15 protein-coding genes and 1 tRNA gene are annotated in these 17,996 nt (G+C 39.6%); 5 read left to right on the top strand and 11 right to left on the bottom strand.

What is annotated here, in order from left to right:
• Positions 1 to 21 precede the first annotated feature (21 nt).
• The 3 genes from dnaG (at position 22) to L2729_RS02240 (ending at position 4,029) form a co-directional block, all read left to right on the top strand.
• Positions 22 to 1,752 (top strand): DNA primase, encoded by a 1,731-nt coding sequence (gene dnaG / locus L2729_RS02250; RefSeq protein WP_248986789.1) that lies wholly within the window; start codon positions 22 to 24, stop codon positions 1,750 to 1,752.
• A 126-nt stretch (positions 1,753 to 1,878) separates the two neighbouring features.
• Complete coding sequence (gene rpoD / locus L2729_RS02245) at positions 1,879 to 3,708, top strand: RNA polymerase sigma factor RpoD (RefSeq protein WP_180960981.1); 1,830 nt, start codon at positions 1,879 to 1,881, stop codon at positions 3,706 to 3,708.
• A 244-nt stretch (positions 3,709 to 3,952) separates the two neighbouring features.
• A tRNA-Ile gene (locus L2729_RS02240) sits at positions 3,953 to 4,029 on the top strand.
• A gap of 768 nt (positions 4,030 to 4,797) precedes the next feature.
• On the opposite strand, the gene L2729_RS02235 is transcribed toward L2729_RS02240, so the two are convergent.
• The 8 genes from L2729_RS02235 to L2729_RS02205 form a co-directional block, all read right to left on the bottom strand.
• The gene (locus tag L2729_RS02235; protein WP_248986788.1) at positions 4,798 to 6,372 is read right to left on the bottom strand and encodes a right-handed parallel beta-helix repeat-containing protein; all 1,575 of its coding nucleotides are present in this window, start codon (positions 6,370 to 6,372) and stop codon (positions 4,798 to 4,800) included.
• A 345-nt stretch (positions 6,373 to 6,717) separates the two neighbouring features.
• Positions 6,718 to 7,905: a site-specific integrase gene (locus L2729_RS02230; RefSeq protein ID WP_248986787.1), complete on the bottom strand. Its 1,188-nt coding sequence runs from the start codon at positions 7,903 to 7,905 to the stop codon at positions 6,718 to 6,720.
• A gap of 68 nt (positions 7,906 to 7,973) precedes the next feature.
• Positions 7,974 to 8,450, bottom strand: a complete 477-nt coding sequence (locus L2729_RS02225; RefSeq protein ID WP_248986786.1) for a DUF2787 family protein — start codon at positions 8,448 to 8,450, stop codon at positions 7,974 to 7,976.
• Between the two features lie 55 nt (positions 8,451 to 8,505).
• Positions 8,506 to 8,631, bottom strand: a complete 126-nt coding sequence (locus L2729_RS21610; RefSeq protein WP_283104098.1) for a hypothetical protein — start codon at positions 8,629 to 8,631, stop codon at positions 8,506 to 8,508.
• Between the two features lie 15 nt (positions 8,632 to 8,646).
• On the bottom strand, positions 8,647 to 9,042 hold the full coding sequence (locus L2729_RS02220; RefSeq protein WP_248986785.1) for a hypothetical protein: 396 nt from the start codon (positions 9,040 to 9,042) through the stop codon (positions 8,647 to 8,649).
• Positions 9,032 to 9,418, bottom strand: a complete 387-nt coding sequence (locus L2729_RS02215; protein WP_248986784.1) for a hypothetical protein — start codon at positions 9,416 to 9,418, stop codon at positions 9,032 to 9,034. The genes L2729_RS02220 and L2729_RS02215 overlap by 11 nt, the downstream gene beginning before the upstream one ends.
• Positions 9,419 to 9,472: 54 nt before the next feature.
• Positions 9,473 to 10,648 carry a DUF262 domain-containing protein gene (locus tag L2729_RS02210; RefSeq protein ID WP_248986783.1) on the bottom strand — a complete coding sequence of 392 codons (1,176 nt, stop codon included), beginning with the start codon at positions 10,646 to 10,648 and terminating at the stop codon, positions 9,473 to 9,475.
• On the bottom strand, positions 10,648 to 11,379 hold the full coding sequence (locus L2729_RS02205) for an FRG domain-containing protein (RefSeq protein WP_248986782.1): 732 nt from the start codon (positions 11,377 to 11,379) through the stop codon (positions 10,648 to 10,650). Before L2729_RS02205 ends, L2729_RS02210 begins: the two co-directional genes overlap by 1 nt.
• Positions 11,380 to 12,568: 1,189 nt before the next feature.
• On the opposite strand from L2729_RS02205, the gene L2729_RS02200 reads away from it, so the two are divergent.
• Both L2729_RS02200 and L2729_RS02195 read left to right on the top strand, forming a co-directional pair.
• Entirely contained in the window at positions 12,569 to 13,249 is a 681-nt protein-coding gene (locus L2729_RS02200) for a hypothetical protein (protein WP_248986781.1), read from the top strand.
• Positions 13,242 to 14,366 carry a helix-turn-helix domain-containing protein gene (locus L2729_RS02195; RefSeq protein WP_248986780.1) on the top strand — a complete coding sequence of 375 codons (1,125 nt, stop codon included), beginning with the start codon at positions 13,242 to 13,244 and terminating at the stop codon, positions 14,364 to 14,366. Before L2729_RS02200 ends, L2729_RS02195 begins: the two co-directional genes overlap by 8 nt.
• A 120-nt stretch (positions 14,367 to 14,486) precedes the next feature.
• Here the strand turns inward: L2729_RS02195 and L2729_RS02190 are convergent, their stop codons facing one another.
• From L2729_RS02190 to L2729_RS02180, 3 genes are all read right to left on the bottom strand, one after another.
• Positions 14,487 to 15,938: an ATP-binding protein gene (locus L2729_RS02190; RefSeq protein WP_248986779.1), complete on the bottom strand. Its 1,452-nt coding sequence runs from the start codon at positions 15,936 to 15,938 to the stop codon at positions 14,487 to 14,489.
• 5 nt (positions 15,939 to 15,943) lie between these two features.
• Positions 15,944 to 16,831, bottom strand: coding sequence for a DNA polymerase (locus L2729_RS02185; RefSeq protein WP_248986778.1), 888 nt, complete (start codon positions 16,829 to 16,831; stop codon positions 15,944 to 15,946).
• A gap of 195 nt (positions 16,832 to 17,026) precedes the next feature.
• The gene (locus tag L2729_RS02180) at positions 17,027 to 17,914 is read right to left on the bottom strand and encodes a hypothetical protein (protein WP_248986777.1); all 888 of its coding nucleotides are present in this window, start codon (positions 17,912 to 17,914) and stop codon (positions 17,027 to 17,029) included.
• Positions 17,915 to 17,996: the final 82 nt, after the last annotated feature.

Genomic DNA, 17,996 nt, shown 5'->3' with positions numbered 1-17,996 from the left:
AGGCGGCATTTAACAATACTAATGGCGATACCTCGTGATTTTATCAATGAGCTAGTAGCTCGCATCGACATTGTCGACTTAATAGACCCTAAAGTACCCCTAAAAAAGGCGGGTAAAAATCACTCTGCCTGTTGTCCTTTTCATAGCGAAAAATCTCCCTCTTTCACCGTTAGCAGAGACAAGCAGTTTTATCATTGTTTTGGCTGCGGCGCACACGGAAATGTTATTGATTTTGTCATGGAATATGACCGACTCGACTTCGTGGATGCAATTGAAGAACTCGCCGGACAGTTAGGACTTGAAGTTCCACAGGAACAAGGTACTGGTAAGCCTCGCGATCAAGAGTTAAGTCGTGATTTATACCAACTGATGGAGGAGTCGAGTTTATTCTTCCAAAGTCAGCTAAGACAACACAATGACAAACAAAAAGTGCTTGATTATTTATCACATCGAGGGCTTTCAAAAGACGTAGTAGAACACTTTAACATTGGCTTTGCCCCAGATGGTTGGGATGGTCTGTTAAGCCGCTATCGTCAGAATCAAGATTCACAGAACAAACTGCTTACTGCGGGTATGGTCATTGAAAATGACAGTGGTAAGCGATATGACCGATTCCGCGACCGATTAATGTTCCCAATCAGGGATAGACGTGGACGAGTCATTGGCTTTGGTGGCCGTGTTTTAGGAGAAGGTACGCCAAAGTACTTGAATTCTCCAGAAACGCCCATATTTCATAAGGGCAATGAGCTCTATGGATTGTATGAACTGAAGCAACGCCATCGAGACCCGCAACAAGTATTAATTGTTGAAGGCTATATGGACGTCGTAGCACTTGCGCAATTTGACGTTGATTATGCAGTAGCCTCATTAGGCACCTCGACCACCGCAGAACAATTTCAGTTGTTGCTGCGTAGCGCAAAAGAAGTTATCTGTTGTTACGACGGCGATAAAGCAGGTAAAGAAGCCGCTTGGCGTGCACTTGAAACCGCTTTACCACTGTTAAAGCCTGGTAATCAGGTTCGCTTCATGTTCCTGCCTGAAGGCGAAGATCCTGACACTCTCGTCAGGCAGATTGGTAAAGAGAAGTTCGAAGAAAGTATTGGCCACGCCATGGCACTGCCAGAGTTTCTATTTGATAATTTGGCGAAAAAATTTGGCAAAGAAGACAAAAGTGTATTGGCAAAAAATGCCATTAAACTGATCGAAAAAGTGCAAGACACAGTATTACAAAGTCTATTGCTTGAAGATTTAGCACACAAGCTAAGAATGAACGGTGCTGACGAGCTTAAACGAAAATTTAACTTTTCGACTAAGTCGGCCGATAAACCTAAACAACACAAAGCGTTGAAAGGACGTGGCACCCCAATGCGATTAGCCATTGCATTGTTGGTACAACATCCACGCTTAGGTGAGAAATTGCCTCAGCAACCAGCGCTAAAACATATACAGATGGCAGGTATTGACTTACTGACCCTTGTATTAGATTTAACTCGCGGCAAAGTAATGAGCAGCGCACAACTACTTGAACAGTTCAGGGGCGATGATAAATTCAGTACCCTAAAAAAACTGACCCAATGGGACCATCAAGTGGCGGACGAAAACTTGCTCCGAGAGTTAAAAGAAACACTCGTGTGGCTAAATAACCAGTATATTGAGCAACGTTATCAACAGCTGAGTTTAAAACAGAACCACACGAAAGAAGAACGGTTGCAGCTTAAAAAGCTAATCGCAGTGATCCAAAAGCAAGCTTAAAGGCAATTTTTGCCCCTAAAGTAAGCACTTGGACTAGCACAGCGAAGCACCGAAGGCTATAATTAACGACTTAAGTGGCTGTTTTTTGCCCGTCGTTTTAACTGTTTCCCAACTTGGATGATATCTATGGATCATACTCCGCAGTCGCAACTTAAATTGTTGCTTGCCAAAGGTAAAGAGCAAGGTTATTTAACCTATGCAGAAGTCAACGATCACCTACCTGCTGACATGGTCGATGCCGACCAGATCGAAGATATTATCCAGATGATCAATGACATGGGTATTCGAGTCTATGAACAGGCTCCGGATGCTGATGATATCATGATGTCTGAAGACAGCACCGATGATGATGCTGCCGAAGAAGCTGCTGCCGCACTGGCTACAGTAGAAGCTGAATTAGGTCGTACTACCGATCCTGTACGTATGTATATGCGTGAAATGGGTACCGTTGAACTACTGACCCGTGAAGGCGAGATTGTAATCGCTAAGCGTATTGAAGAAGGGATCAACACGGTTCAAGCTTCAGTCGCCGAATATCCGCAAGCAATTGCGATGATCCTTGAGCAATTCGATCGTTATGAAGCGGAAGAAGTTAGACTATCTGACATCATATCTGGTTTTATCGACCCAAATGCTGAAGATGTTGCTCCAGCAGCAACTCACGTCGGTTCTGTTTTGTCTGAAGCTGAATTAGAAAATGCTGATGACAAAGACGATGAAGATGAAGAAGAGGAAGGTCCGAAAGGTCCCGATCCTGAAGAAGCAAAAGAGAAATTTACAACGCTTCGCCTAGCTCACGAAAGAGCATTAGAAATCATCGCAGTAAAAGGTCGTGGTCACCCAGAGTCGACTGTCGCACTATTTGAAATCGGCGAAATTTTTAAAGAATTCCGTTTGATGCCTAAGCAGTTTGACCGCTTAGTAAAAAGCATGCGCGCAATGATGGACAAAGTCCGTGTTCAAGAACGTTTGATCATGAAGCTTTGTGTTGAACAAGCTAAAATGCCAAAGAAAAATTTCGTTAAAGCTTATACCAGCAACGAAAGTAGCATTGAGTGGTTCAACCTAGAATTAGCATCAGGAAAATCACACGTTGAAGGCCTAAAAGTCGTCGCGTTTGACGTACAGCGTTGTCGTGCAAAGCTTGACGCAATTGAGAAAGAAACTGGCCTAGCTATCGGTGCGATTAAAGACATCAACCGTCGTATGTCAATCGGTGAAGCGAAAGCTCGTCGCGCTAAGAAAGAGATGGTTGAAGCCAACCTACGTCTAGTAATTTCTATCGCTAAGAAATACACCAACCGTGGTTTACAGTTCTTGGATCTTATTCAAGAAGGTAATATCGGATTGATGAAAGCGGTTGATAAGTTTGAATACCGTCGTGGTTATAAGTTCTCGACTTATGCAACATGGTGGATCCGTCAGGCAATTACTCGTTCAATTGCTGACCAAGCTAGAACTATCCGTATTCCGGTACATATGATTGAGACGATCAACAAGCTAAACCGTATCTCTCGTCAAATGCTACAAGAGATGGGTCGTGAACCTTCTCCAGAAGAGCTTGCTGAGCGCATGTTAATGCCTGAAGACAAGATCCGTAAGGTACTTAAGATTGCTAAAGAGCCTATCTCCATGGAAACACCTATTGGTGACGATGAAGATTCGCACTTAGGTGACTTTATTGAGGATACCACCCTCGAGTTACCGCTGGACTCTGCGACAGGCGAAAGCTTACGTAATGCAACACACGAAGTACTTGCTGGCCTAACGGCTCGTGAAGCTAAAGTACTGCGTATGCGTTTCGGTATCGACATGAACACTGACCACACGTTAGAAGAAGTGGGTAAGCAGTTCGATGTAACCCGTGAGCGTATTCGTCAGATTGAAGCGAAAGCGCTACGTAAGTTGCGTCACCCTTCTCGTTCAGAGATTTTGAAGTCATTCCTAGACGAATAGTCCCAAGGTAAGAGGTGAATAGTCTTACACTAGAGACTAATCACCTTAAGATAGATTCTACCTCTGTTTAAAAAGCTGCCTATGGGCAGCTTTTTTTGTATAAATTCAACTAAGCGGGCTTGAGATTGATTAACAGATAAGCAGTTGAATCAATAGACGTGCATTATGCGCAGAACGCAGGTGACAATCGCTTTTAAACCTCGTATACTTTCCTCGCTTTCGATAGTGACGACTATCTTAAGTCGGCCCCTTAGCTCAGTTGGTTAGAGCATACGACTCATAATCGTCAGGTCCTGTGTTCGAGTCACAGAGGGGCCACCAATTCTTGATAAGCCGTATGGAGAAATTCATGCGGCTTTTTCATGTCTATAAGATCCACCCTGTCTATCTCCGGTATTCTCCAATATCAATCCGCTTCAAAATCATCAGTAAAACCACTTACCAAAATTCATCTCCATAACTCAGATACTTAATCTCATTCAGATATACAAAACTCCTTAGATTAATGTAATGGCTAGTCAATTCCAGCATCAGAACCTTACTCATTAAAACCAATGTCATTCACCCATAAATGCTGGCAACTATCGTCGGCGTCGTCGAACTACTGCAATTTTGAATTTACACTCAGAACTCTAGGCATTAGGTAGATAGATAAGTCGATAGGTTCAGTGAATACTCAGGCCCTCAATAGTAGAACCCAATCAACTAGTCCGTAACGAACGATAGCGAGCCGCAACGTAATTACACTCAATACTGAGACTCTAAGGCTATAGAGGGCGTGATGGCCTAGCTGGATAGCTCCGGGAGATAGTTCAGGCTAATAGTTAACTGGATTAGATGGAGTTAGCTCAACCGTCGACGCCGACAACAAATCACTTCAAAAAAATAATGGTTGGACGCTAAATTGAAGGTGAAAGACCGGAATAGGACCGGAGCGTCGTCACCGTCGATGAATGGAGTGAAACTAGGATTGATTCAGTTCAGTCATACCAAGGGCTAGAGGCAGATGAATGGGCCAATCTAAGTAGACAGGCCCAGCGACTTAGGATTTAGGTTAAGGTGAAATGGCTGCTCTTTTTTTTATAACTATTACAGTTCGTTGATATTACCTTTAACAAGTAACTCAGTTTCAGCTGTATTGTTTTCCAGTGTCATGTTGAAATATGTAAAATCGCCAGCAGTTAAAATAATACTGGTATCTTCTTCACCGTATATATACTGACCTTCTGGCGCATATCGTTCACCAATATTGTTTTTGAATACTGAATTTTCGATATATACATTGCCAAACTGAAAACTTGAAGCAGTGTCAAATTTACCAACAGCCAATACTGCGCCATGATGAGAGATGTTACCATCAAACGTAGAATTTTTAACGACTAAATCATACTCTTCAGGTTCAATATCACTATTAAACATTTTAACGGTATCACATCCAGCATAAGACGGATTTAGTGTAGTTTCACAATCAATACCATTACCCATGCTAATTACACCTCCGTAATCTGCAGCTTTGTTACGAGTGAATTCAGAACCATCAATAGTAACTACGCCAACATTTCGTTCGTATTTACCCCATGATAATATCCCACCTGTAGCACACCATGTAGATCCACCATTTGTGCATTTATATCCAGGTTTAAGCTTCTCCTGATTATTATCAAACTTTGAGTTAATTAAATTAACATCGCCACCATGAACATTAAGTACTGAGTATTGGGTAGTATTATTAGTGAATTCAGAGTTAATAATATTAACTTCACTGTCTTCACCATGTTCACATCCATAGAACAATACAGCGAGTGCTTGACCAGAATTATCAAGGAATTTACTATTGCTAATATTTACTGGATCTTGACATGAATTAACATATGCACTAACACCGCGATATATTGAACGATAATTGTTGCGAGTGAAGGTTGTATTATCAATGTCAATTAAACCTGATGCTGAAACAGTGCCTCCGAAGATACCACCTACATAGTTATCACCAAAGTGCGAGTCTTTAATAATAAGATCAATTGCCCCTTTAACTGCAGAACCTTCAGTCATAGTTGAGTTATTGGTAAAGTTAACATCGTGCATTGTAAGATTGTAACTTTCAACTAAGATGCCTCCGCCTGAACGTCCATGCTTATTACATCCTTGAGATTCATAGCAAAAACCATTTTGCACAGTTATTCCCGATACTTCAGATGATGCAAATGGTGCAGTTTGTGTTTCTTTTTCATTATTCCAATCGTCGACATCGCCAATATCGCCATCTTTCTTGAAATGAAAAACCTGTACTTCACCATTGCCATCAAAAACAACATCTGCTGAGCCACATCCCAATACTGAGATCTTTTCATCAACTGCACCTTGTGCATCATATTCGATTGTTTCATGAACATCATAGAAACCTGATGCAACATAAACAATGTCATCTTGACCATTATTGGATGCAGCGACTAAAGCATCACGAAGATCTTGAACTGAATCAACTAAAACACCATCACTTGTATCATCGTGGGTACACGTTTGAGGATCAATAGGGGCAACAGGATCAACAGGGGCAATAGGGGCAACAGGATCAACAGGATCAACAGGGGCAGATGTTCCCCCACCACCACAACCAATAAAAGTAATTGTAAATAGTATTAACGCTATATTTTTAATTTTCATATTATGCTTAACGCTTTGACTGTAAAAGAACATTGTATCAACAATACCTCAGTGTAGGTATAACAATTAAAAAACGCACCAGATTACTTTACATCCTAGTGCGTGTCCTATATCAATATTTAAGCTGTATTAGATCTACTATTTTTAGGCTCTTCTCTAGCCGCAAACAAGAACCCTATTACAACCCCATATCCGAAGTAAATTAGTGGTATTGGCATATTATGATTCCTTATTCATTTCTTTATAAATGGCATAACCGACGATGAAACCCAATCCAAAAATAGGGTTAGTGAAAAGTACAGGCATAGTATTTCCTTAATATTGATGGTGAATAGACGATGGTTGTTACTGGGTTGCTTCCAATACAAGATCTGACACATTAGCACTAACCTCTCTTAATCTTGATGAGGCCAAATGTGCATAGCGAGTACTCGTTTGAGGTGATTGATGCCCTAACAAATGCTGAACATCGTATAGAGTGGCATTACCTGAGTTAATCAAGATTGAGGCGAACGAATGTCGTAAGTCATGGATACGTAACCCATCTAATCCACCTGCAACTTTTTTGATTCGGGCAAATGATTTCTTAGGATGACTAATGGGTTTTCCCTCTGCATCACCGGGAAATATGTAATTATTTCCGGCAATACGTTGATGCTTCTGTTCTTCAGTGACCCCCATGGCTAATGAATTGAGTAGTACCGTTCTAGATAATCCCGATTTTGTATGGGGTAGAAAAAGGCTCCCATCACCGACGTCGTCGACGGTTAGGTTGCACCATTTCGAATTACATATTTCACCCATTCGCATTCCAGTCAGTAGGGCAAACTTAAGGACGTTACCTTGGGTTCTACTGGGTTCTTGATTACAGGCCGTAATGAACTTAGTAACCTCCTTTTTACTGAGGAATCGTTGCTTTAAATTGTTCTCCTTGAGTTTTTTGATGTAAGTACCAGGATGCTTATCTACAAAACCCCATTCTAATGCTAGCCGGAACATACGAAGCACAAGACTTCTGAGGCGATTGATGGTTGCTGGTTTTCGGTTAACTAACAACTCATCGAGTCGCTTTTGAATGTCATGTTGACCAATTTTATTCAGTGGTTTTGAGCCCCATTGTGGATAGAAATGTAGCTTGAGTAGACTGTCATCACTCCCAGCCGTTAGCTTGTTGACCCGAGCATAAGGTAGATAATGTTGAACCGCGAATTGTTGAAAAGTTAAAATCTCCTCTTTCTCATCCCTGAGTTGTTTAGGATCATGACCAAGGGCTAACTCCCTTTTATGTTCATTAGCGATCTGTCTAGCCATGGGGATATCTAATGCGGGATACTCACCTAGCTGAAGTGATCTCTTAATACCATTAATCGTGTAACGAAATAGGTAACGCTTACGGCCCTGTTTATTCACAATGAGCTTTAAGCCTGAACAACCTTCGTCGGTATATTCAGTTTCATTACTTCGACTATCGGGCAGTGTTGGCGGTAGGTTATCCATTTGGCGCTTATTGAATTTAAATTTACGCGATTTCATGAGTCTCCCTAGTGATTAAGTATTAAGGGGAAGTATTAGGAATTGAATATTGGGGGGAATCGTGAGCATTAGTCATGACAGGTGATAGTCAGCTCAAATACTTCTAGATTAGTGGCATATTCAAGGAAGTTAGCCTCCCAGACTAGGTAGAATTCAGCAGCATCACTTAGCCTAGTAATGCCTAACTGAGATTGAAATTCATCATGGGTGAAATCAAAATCAGCATCCTTCGCTAACTCCGCAAAATATCCACTACCAACATAGGAAAAATCAGTGATGTAACTCAATAGCCAGAAATCACCTTTACGTTCAATACTAATTTCTACGGGGTGGTATCCGCCATATTCAGCACTGTAGTCAGGTGAGCGAAAATTAAATGTTATATAGTAAGTGTTGACGGTGACGTCGGGGATATCTAGTTCGTCGACGCCGTCGATACTCAGCTTATTTTCAATTGATTTGTGGTTGAGTGATTTGGTAAGTAATGCCGTAAGTGATTGACTTACAGGTACACTCAAGCCTTCAGTTTTGATCTGAATAGTCATGTTGATCCCTAGCTTGATTGAATAGAGGTTAAAACGTGATTAGATGTAAATGGTATTACTTTATGGATTTCTCAGTGGTATCCAATTCAACATCATCAACTAGATTACCTTCGATTAGACTTACAGCTATGTCATCAGCCTGAACCACTAATTGATGCATGAATAACTTCTTATCTGCCACTTTCAGTATTCCCTCTTACCTAAGTACAGCACCGAGGAATCCTGCATTGTTATTACTTTTTTGCTTAAATAGTGAATGGAATATTCGAGAGGTGAACGTTGAGCCATTAGCTAAACCAGAGAGGCATTTTTGTATTGATTCAATAGCTATCAGCTCGTCAGAAAACAGTCCGTTGTTAGTGTTAGATATGAGCTGCAATACATCAGTACCGTTACTTTTACCGATGCCATAGTGAATGAGTTGAGTACTATTCCTGATCTTAGGGGCTGAACCTTTACGTATGCCGCTCAATTCAGGCTTAGTATTCTCTTTAGTTGATATGACAGTGCTATCTTGAGCCGTTATGTCCTTAGAGATTTTAGGTAGCTGAGGTTTCTTCGTATCTTGCTTTCTATTCGTTTTAGAGTTCATGAATAACTCCTAGAGCATCCATTAGCTCAGGTTTTAGTGATTTAGGCATCAGTAGATATAGGCCCTGACCAGAGCTATTTAAGATGGTAAGTGTCAGTAAGTAATCTTGTTCTAGCTCATCTTCAAATTCGATGTTCTCTAGAGCAAAATTAAGTAGGTTCCTACTGCTGGTTGTCATTGAATTTCCGTCGACGCCGACACTAGAAATGTCTGAAAGTGATGAAATCAACCACAGCTCACATTCGAGTTCAGTCCATATCGATTGAGTTTCATTTTCATCGTTAAATGGTGATTGAAGATGTTGTTTTAGTTGATTTAATAAGGCAGGATTGATTGGTAGTGTCGGTATGTTTTTCCAGTTTGTGATTTTGAACATGAGTAACTCCATGAAGTTGATATCATGAAGTTAATATATGTTTACACCATGTGTTTAATACGCTAATTCAGTACATATCTTATTCGTAAGCTTTTCTATTTCTATAGGGTTAGTTGTCGAAGCGTTATAATCCGGATCTTCAAGATAGCTATTAATCAAGTTTTTTTCTATCGTTTCATGAAAACGTAGGATTTCTTCATCCTCTAACAAAGCATCTATATTTATTTTGCTAGATATATCATGATATATCGAAGAAAGTATCATCGATATTGACACTTGAAACTTATTGCTTCGACTCGACACACCGTATATTTCTTTTGAAAAAGGTGTCACTGTTTTACTTGTGAGTTTTTTAATTAATCGGTTGAAATTTGTAAATAGAGTCTTTGTGATTTCTAAGTTTCTAACTATATCTTCTTCACATACAGACATTTTTTCAAATTCATTTTTACTTTTCATATAGCTTTCAGCGTATTCTGGTGATTTATTTAACCTTTGAGATATACCATTTTCAAGAATACTTAATATAACAAATATACTTTCTTGAATTTTCTTTTTCTGATATTTTTCTTTCGATATTGCATATGCTATTTTCAGTTGGTAGTTATCATCTTTGTTAGTTAATTCTAATGTTTCTTTACAAAAAGTGTTAACCATATCATTTATCCGAGAAGAGTATACAGCGTGTCTTATTTCTTGAGGAGTTAGTGGCTTCGTCCCTTGATTATATCGTTTAAATATTTCTAGCTCGAAATTTTCACCCGGGAAATCTTGAAAAATAACTGCTGAGATATTTGTACTATTGAAAATGTGAACTTCATCAATCTTAAGGTCCTTAAACCTTTTACCTTCAAAAGTCTTAAGTATTTTTAAATCTTTTAAAGCGTATGCGTTATTCATGAAACGATAAAAAGCACGAAGGCGGTGCTGTCCATCAACAACATTAAGAACTGGCACCAAATTAACTTTACGACTTGCAAAAAATATTGCAGGAATAGGGATTCCAAGTAAAATAGATTCGATCAGTGAACTTTCATCAGCAATTGAAGACCTATACTCTCGCTGATAATCGGGAGCAAGAATAATCGCATTACTATATTTTATAGCTTCATCTCTGCTTTGAGTTTCAAAATCTAGTTCTTGTAACTCAAACCCTTTATCAATTTTAGGCTTTATATCTTGTAGACTGATATCACTATTTTTAGGATTAATTCTAAATTGATCTAACATTATATATCCTCTCTGAGAAAATCACGGATATCCTGTTGAATAACAATATCTTTTGCGACAGAAGAAAGTTCTGGATATATGTGGGTAAAATTAATACCAATACTATGGAGTGATGATAAAATATTTTTTTTCTTACTTCCATCTATCACTAATTTTATTAGTATACCTTCTGTTGTTTCTAAGGGTTTATCATCATCTTGAAATAAAACAAATACACCATGCTGGGCATTGACTCTAGGATTTATTTTTCTAGCTTTAATAACAATAGGCCCGTCAGATTCATTGAAATTACTGTTATCGTATTCAGTGATTATTTTACTCTGTTGTATATTATTATTATTCAAGGCTTCAGGATTCAGGAAGTAAACAACAGCATCAGTTTCATCTGCATCTGAAAATGCCTTTTCAACAGCAAATAAAAGAGATGTTATATGCGATGAAGTGAAATCCATTAATCTAGTTGGAATTCCATAATGTTGAGCATGTAACATCCATTCAATTTCATTTTTAACATCCCACGGGGAAGTCATATATTGATGGGAGTTGATTTTGAAATTATTTAGAAAACAATTCACTGCTCTCTTGCTGTATTTTCGTGTGCCCAAATCTAAGCGTAATGCGGAAGGCAAGAGTTCGTAATCTTTTGATTGACCTCGGGACAGTGAAAAATCAGATGGAAATGCTTCCACATGTTCCATAAATTGGCTTAGGCTTGTAATCTTTTCACACATAATGAGATTCCATGAGCAAATAGTATGGTGATATTTATTCTATTTTTAAACTAGTTTACCACTAATAATTGGGTACATCTGATCTACATTTCCAATTAACGTCACTTTATCACAACAAATCAACACATTAAACGCTCTTTCATCACAAAAATCACCTTAACCTAAATCCTAAGTCGCTGGGCCTTTCTACTTAGATTGGCCCATTCATCATCCTCTAGCCCTTGGTATCACTCAGTTCAATCAATCCTAGTTTCACTCCATTCATCGACGGTGACGACGCTCCGGTCCTATTCCGGTCTTTCACCTTCAATTTAGCGTCCAACCATTATTTTTTTGAAGTGATTTGTTGTCGGCGTCGACGGTTGAGCTAACTCCATCTAATCCAGTTAACTATTAGCCTGAACTATCTCCCTGAGCTATCCAGCTAGACCATCACGCCCTCTATAACCTTAGAGTCTCAGTATTGAGTGTAATTACATTGCGGCTTGCTATCGTTCGTTACGGACTAGTTGATTGGGTTCTACTATTGAGGGCCTGAGTATTCACTGAACCTATCGACTTATCTATCTACCTAATGCCTAGAGTTCTGAGTGTAAATTCAAAATTGCAGTAGTTCGACGACGCCGACGATAGTTGCCAGCATTTATGGGTGAATGACATTGGTTTTAATGAGTAAGGTACTGATGCTGGAATTGCCTAGTTATTACATGAATATTAGGTGTTTTGAATATTTGAATGGGATTAAGTATCTGGGTTATGGAGATGAATGTTGGTGATTGATTTTACTGATGATTTTGAAACGGATTGATATTGGAGAATACCGGAGATAGACAGGATGGATCTTATAGACATGAAAAAGCCGCATGAATTTCTCCATACGGCTTATCAAGAATTGGTGGCCCCTCTGTGACTCGAACACAGGACCTGACGATTATGAGTTTTAGCAAAATCGAATATACCTAGCTATCTTCTAGCCTAATCTCCCAGTAGATCACCTACAGAATTTCATAAACTGATGCCACTGCTGACGACGTTGACGGATTTAGTTTCGACGACGCCGTCAGTGAATGGGTTGAATTTTTGGTGAAGAATGGTAGTGGAAACAAAAATTCAAAAACCAAAGCATTCATTTCTTGTTTTCCTACCTCGATCGAGGTTACAATATAGGAAATCACTTTGGAGGCAAGATATGAATTCTGCACTAACTAACAACTACCTAGAACAAGGTAGAGTTAATGATGATACCAATAAAGAACATCTTGTATCCAACATAATACATGTACGTGAAGCTTTGCTACGCGGTCTCAGTGCAAGAAAAAGAATGACTGAAAATAACCCAGTCACGAGTGGTGGACAATATTTTTACGGTGACGTTGTTCGAGCACTACGAGAACTATTAAAGTCATCAGGCTACGAAAAAGAATCTACACGAAATGTTGAATTAACTATCAATAAAAATAAAGCTATAGCGATATACCTATGTAGTGGATGTGAGCAAACGGGTAATCCATTAGGAGTCCCACAATCCAGTACTGATAAAGGCGATTTCACTCTTGAATTATTTGGCCTAAATTATGATAATGCGCCTAATTTAGATCTTTTCCCTGAATTACTTCCGTTGTCAAATCCAAAGAATAAACTGAACTGTGATATTTGGTTTCTTCTTCACAACTTTGACAAAAGTAACAATATGCTAAAAGCTGAACTCACAAGACCAATTTCGTACGATAAGAAAGGTTATGTAACAGGATTTGATCTTGAAAACCGTATAATTATTGACATGGAACGCGACGAAATTATTAGTATAAAACCAGATTTCAACGAAGATATTGACTTTGAAATCGATGAAATAAGTAAAGATAATGTTTAACTCCTTACGACTAAAAATTGCTAGAGAAAGAAGAGGGCTAACTAAGAAAACGCTAGCCGAACGAACTGGAATTACGACAAGAACCCTATCTACATATGAAAATAAGGGACTTTTAGATGCGGCAGACTCAAACTTAGTCATTCGCATAGCTGAAGTTCTCAATTATCCCATTGAATTTTTCTACTCAGATAACCCAGAACAAATAGTAAAAGAAGGCGTTAGTTTCCGAGCGATGACCAAGCTTAGTGCCTCTAAAAGAGATGCTGCATTGAGCGCTGGGACTTTAGCTGTCGAGTTCAATCAATGGTTAGAGAGCCGCTTTAACTTGCGTCAACACGATATTTTAGACTGCAGTAATGAAAGCTTTGCGGAACCAGAGAGTGCAGCTCAAATGTTAAGAGAGCACTGGAACTTAGGTGAATTATCGATATCCAATATGATTCATATTATGGAGTCTAAAGGAGTTAGAGTATTCTCCCTTACTGAAAACTGTATTGAAGTTGATGCTTTTTCATTCTGGCTAGATGAAAAGCCTTTCATATTCCTTAATACAATGAAAACTCCTGAGCGTAGTCGTTTTGATGCAGCACACGAATTAGGCCATTTAGTTTTACATAAACATGCATCTAATAATGGACGTCAGGCAGAAGAACAAGCTGATAAATTTGCCTCTGCTTTTCTTATGCCAAAAGGTAGTATTTTAGCTACAGTTCCTTCTTATCCATCACTTAACCAACTATTAGAATTGAAAAAACACTGGAAAGTATCTTTAGCCGCGTTAATTAGAAGAACTTTTGATTTAGGACTTTCCTCTGAGTGGCACTATCGTCAACTTAACATTGAGCTATCAAGTCATTACGGTAGGAAAAGTGAACCTGAAGGTTTAAAGAATCGTGAAACATCACTAATATTTCAAAAGATTTTTAGTAAAATAAGAGCAAGCAGCACATCTAGATTGGAAATTTTGAATCAACTGAAATTACCTAGAGATGAGCTTTCCTCTCTTACATTTAACAACCCATTCTTTATGCTGCAAAGTATTACAAGTGGGAAAAAACATAAAGAGAATACCTTTGTAAATAGCCCTAAAGCTCCTCAACTGAAAGCAGTAAACTAACTATCCACAAACTTTGTCGTCGTCGACGGTTCAATCACCCGACGACAGCGTCAACAAATTCAGAACAAAAAAAAAGCCCGCTCAATTAAGAACGGGCTTCGATTCAACACTTACAACTATCTACACCAATGGCTTAGCTGAAACCATTATGTATCGTTCAGCAGCACGGCCAAATTTGAAGTAGATACCGTTGGCATTCAAGCTAGACTCTTGGCCTTTAATCTTGGATGACAACGCTGCTGCACCTCGCGGCAAATACATACCGTCTTCATAGTCTTGGAGCTTATCTAGCAGGTCTGATGGCGAGTATTTCACAGCCTTACCACTTGGAACTGTTTTGAGTAAATGGGTAAATGCGATGGTTAAGCTATCATCAGCCATACCAGAGGCCATTAACGCCTTCACATTCCCCTGATACACCTTTTGCAGCTTACCCTCCGGCAATTTCCAGATTCGTTCTAGCGCACCAATCCATTTTGAGAAGTCCATCATTCGAGCAGAATGCATCACTTCAACACTAGGTAACTCAGCCAATGCTTGAGACGCTAGTGTCAACAGAGCACCAAATATCTCTGGCATCGCAGTATCTAACTCGGCTTTAAGTTCTAGCTCAGGGCGACGAGTACCTTCCTTCATTGCGTTGAGGTTCACACGCAAGCAACGTGAAGCCAAATCAGACTCCTTCACAAAATCGTGAATACCATTCAGCACTAAAGGTGCGTGTAATTCTAACAATGTCACTTCTGACGTTTTATATAGCGTACGTTTAGGCATTGTGCCTTTAGTTGCAACAGTACACAGTAAGTCACTTTGTTTTTTCGTCAATTTTCTCAAGTTATCAATGACAACGAGAGACATACCATTGATCGTAATGACGAAGTCACTTTGTTGTGGAAGTGCCATTGCTCCTATAGCACTAGGATCTAATAAGCCACGGAGCACGTTATTACAGAAGAAGCTTTTGCCTGAACCTTTCTCACCTTGAATCATCAAGATAGGATACGGGACACCTTTTGCTTTCGGGTGAGCCATGATGTAGGTAATGTAGGCCACTAACAGGAAGAACGTACTGTCATCGGTGTTTATGTATTTCCGTAATTTCGCCAATTCCTCCTTAGTATTATCGCAAGGTAATGCTGGAGTCACCATTGGCAGTTGAAAAGTAGGACGTTTGAAATACAGATCTTCATTGCTTGCAGGCATGACATCTAGCACCTTAACCCCAGCAGAACTTAGCTGAACAATTTGACTATTCATCAAATCGATCGTTACCTTATCTGAATTGGGTGATAGGCCATAACGGATCTGAGGCTTAATCCGTGATTGATCATGCTCCCAAGCTATGGCTTCAACTTCTTCTCTAGCCTCTTTTACTGCACTACCGACTAAGCGCATTCCATGAGCTTTCGCACGTTTACGGAGCAGCTGCTCACCCGGTTCAGAGATCAATAAGATGGCTTGTTTCAATTCAGCAGTCTGTTTAATCAAATAAGGATTACTAGCATCATCCTGCTTAACTACATCGCTAGTGAAATCCTCAAAAAAATCTTTTACTACACTCTTCTCTGACATTGTATTTATCTCCGGGTTAATAATTTATCTTGGAAAGGTAACTGCATTTCTACGGCTACCTTCAGTGAAAAACCATCTAGAACGTCGACGGCGGCGTCGTGTAACGCCTGAGTCGTGCGATCTAATTGGACTTGGAATTGCTCTAGATCTAGCCTGACTAAAAACGAATCGTGATTAGTCAGTAGAAGCGGAATATTGCTTTCATCAAGCTTGATACAAGCGCGACGCATAATGTCTGCACCTGTTGCCTGAATAAGCCAGTTTCGTAGAGATAGATCACCATCAAGATCAGAGATGATGTGCTGCCAATCTAGTGACTTGGCAACTCCATTTTTACGAATATTTATTGCGTTATTATTGAGAAAAGATTCTATCGGTTGAATCACCTTCGATAAGTCAGTGAACAAAGCTTGCACCTTGCCCACTGACATCTTCAATTTTTCAGCTAATGATTTAGCTCCGATGCCATACAAGCGACCAATCATTAATTGCTTGCATTGCTCACGATCCAATCCTCCGCCAATGCGCTGCAACAACTGCGCGTAAATATCCCCCTGCTGATACCAATCAATAAGAACTTGATCCTTCGCAAGATAAGCGGCAATCATAGGTTCTTGTTGTTGGTAATCTAAAAGGACATAGACACTGCCTTTTGGTGGATTAATTACTGATTTCCAGTACCTTTTCGGAACCTGATTCAGAGCTGAACCAAGTGAATGATCACGACCTGTTTTAGTGTGGAATGCTGAAACATACGGACGATGCCAACACCCCTCAACATCAACAATTAGCCGATCAACTATTCCTTTATATTGCTTCGCGACGAACTGACTTGTACCTGATTTTGACTTTGAGTACTTATCAATTCTCTTTAGCATTGCAGACTGGTTCATCCGAATGCTTTCTCGGCCCTTCAGGTGGTTTGTATGTCGAGTAATACGACTCACGACACCTTTCGGAGCATAGATAATTGATTGCTTTAGTTGCTCAATAAGATGATCAGGTAAGCGACCTTTCGATAAATGACAAGTTACCTGTCGATTTATCGAGTAGCTATACTTACCTAACCCGTATCTAGCAATAGTTGTTCAAGCAGCTAAGTCATCGAAATGGATTTCAATTTCGTCATCCTCCTCATCCAATTCCAAACTCTCATCAAGCTCTGAGTCCAAATCCTCATCAAGCTCTAGGTCCAAACTTTCATCAAGCTTTAACTCCAAACTCTCATCAAGCTCTAGGTCCAAACTTTCATCAAGTTTTAACTCCAAACTCTCATCAAGTTCTGAGTCCAAACCCTCATCAAGTTCTAAGTCCAAACTCTCATCAAGCACTGTTGCTTTCTTATAGGTTTCAGCCTGAGTATTGCTGACGTCGTCGACAGTTCCCTCAACCTTTTCAGATTGCTTATCGTCGACGACGACAACATCAACGAGCTCACCTTCACTTCCGAGCAGCTTTTTCACTACTGGATGGTCTAGTGAGTCGATATAGAACTCACCACCAAACGTTTCATCAAACTTTGTCGAAACTAGATCCATGTCAATATCGAATAGGTTGATGTCATGCTCAATCATTGGAGCATAAACACCGGCATCTCTATCTCGTGTAACTGAAATAACCTTCCCTTCATCACTCATTTTCACTGCTTCTAACTTCGATCTGTTCCATGAATTACTGACCTTATGGTTCAATAAAACAAAGCGAACTTCACTGTCATCAGTTTGTAATATATGCAGTACTTTTGAAGCTACCTTTTTCTTAGGTAACGATTTAGCGATTTCATAGTCGACATAATAAGTAGACTTGAATCCGTCCTCTTCATATTCCTCAATTACTAAGATAGGTTGCACGTTAGACTTAGCCACGAATGGAACACCATCTGACGGCATCATTAGCGCAAGGCTATTGACTGGTAAGTCAGCCTTAAAGGTTGATACCGAGTTCGCTTGCTTTTCTAGGTGTTTAAATAAATTCATTGTTCTGCCTCTCTTGTCATTAATTGAATAATGCTGTCAATACAGCACCTTAATAAGCACGAATATGAGTATGAGTATGCTC

The organism is Shewanella gelidimarina (genome assembly GCF_023283945.1).
GTDB classification, from domain to species: Bacteria; Pseudomonadota; Gammaproteobacteria; order Enterobacterales; family Shewanellaceae; genus Shewanella; species Shewanella gelidimarina.
The sequence above is the reverse complement of the archived record's forward strand: the minus strand, read 5'-3'. Positions and strand labels throughout refer to the sequence as shown.

Coding starts and splice junctions, on each gene's coding strand:
- dnaG (WP_248986789.1), top strand. CDS start 22: ATGGCGATACCTCGTGATTTTATCAATGAGCTAGTAGCTCGCATCGAC.
- rpoD (WP_180960981.1), top strand. CDS start 1,879: ATGGATCATACTCCGCAGTCGCAACTTAAATTGTTGCTTGCCAAAGGT.
- L2729_RS02235 (WP_248986788.1), bottom strand. CDS start 6,372: ATGAAAATTAAAAATATAGCGTTAATACTATTTACAATTACTTTTATT.
- L2729_RS02230 (WP_248986787.1), bottom strand. CDS start 7,905: ATGAAATCGCGTAAATTTAAATTCAATAAGCGCCAAATGGATAACCTA.
- L2729_RS02225 (WP_248986786.1), bottom strand. CDS start 8,450: ATGACTATTCAGATCAAAACTGAAGGCTTGAGTGTACCTGTAAGTCAA.
- L2729_RS02220 (WP_248986785.1), bottom strand. CDS start 9,042: ATGAACTCTAAAACGAATAGAAAGCAAGATACGAAGAAACCTCAGCTA.
- L2729_RS02215 (WP_248986784.1), bottom strand. CDS start 9,418: ATGTTCAAAATCACAAACTGGAAAAACATACCGACACTACCAATCAAT.
- L2729_RS02210 (WP_248986783.1), bottom strand. CDS start 10,648: ATGTTAGATCAATTTAGAATTAATCCTAAAAATAGTGATATCAGTCTA.
- L2729_RS02205 (WP_248986782.1), bottom strand. CDS start 11,379: ATGTGTGAAAAGATTACAAGCCTAAGCCAATTTATGGAACATGTGGAA.
- L2729_RS02200 (WP_248986781.1), top strand. CDS start 12,569: ATGAATTCTGCACTAACTAACAACTACCTAGAACAAGGTAGAGTTAAT.
- L2729_RS02195 (WP_248986780.1), top strand. CDS start 13,242: ATGTTTAACTCCTTACGACTAAAAATTGCTAGAGAAAGAAGAGGGCTA.
- L2729_RS02190 (WP_248986779.1), bottom strand. CDS start 15,938: ATGTCAGAGAAGAGTGTAGTAAAAGATTTTTTTGAGGATTTCACTAGC.
- L2729_RS02185 (WP_248986778.1), bottom strand. CDS start 16,831: ATGAACCAGTCTGCAATGCTAAAGAGAATTGATAAGTACTCAAAGTCA.
- L2729_RS02180 (WP_248986777.1), bottom strand. CDS start 17,914: ATGAATTTATTTAAACACCTAGAAAAGCAAGCGAACTCGGTATCAACC.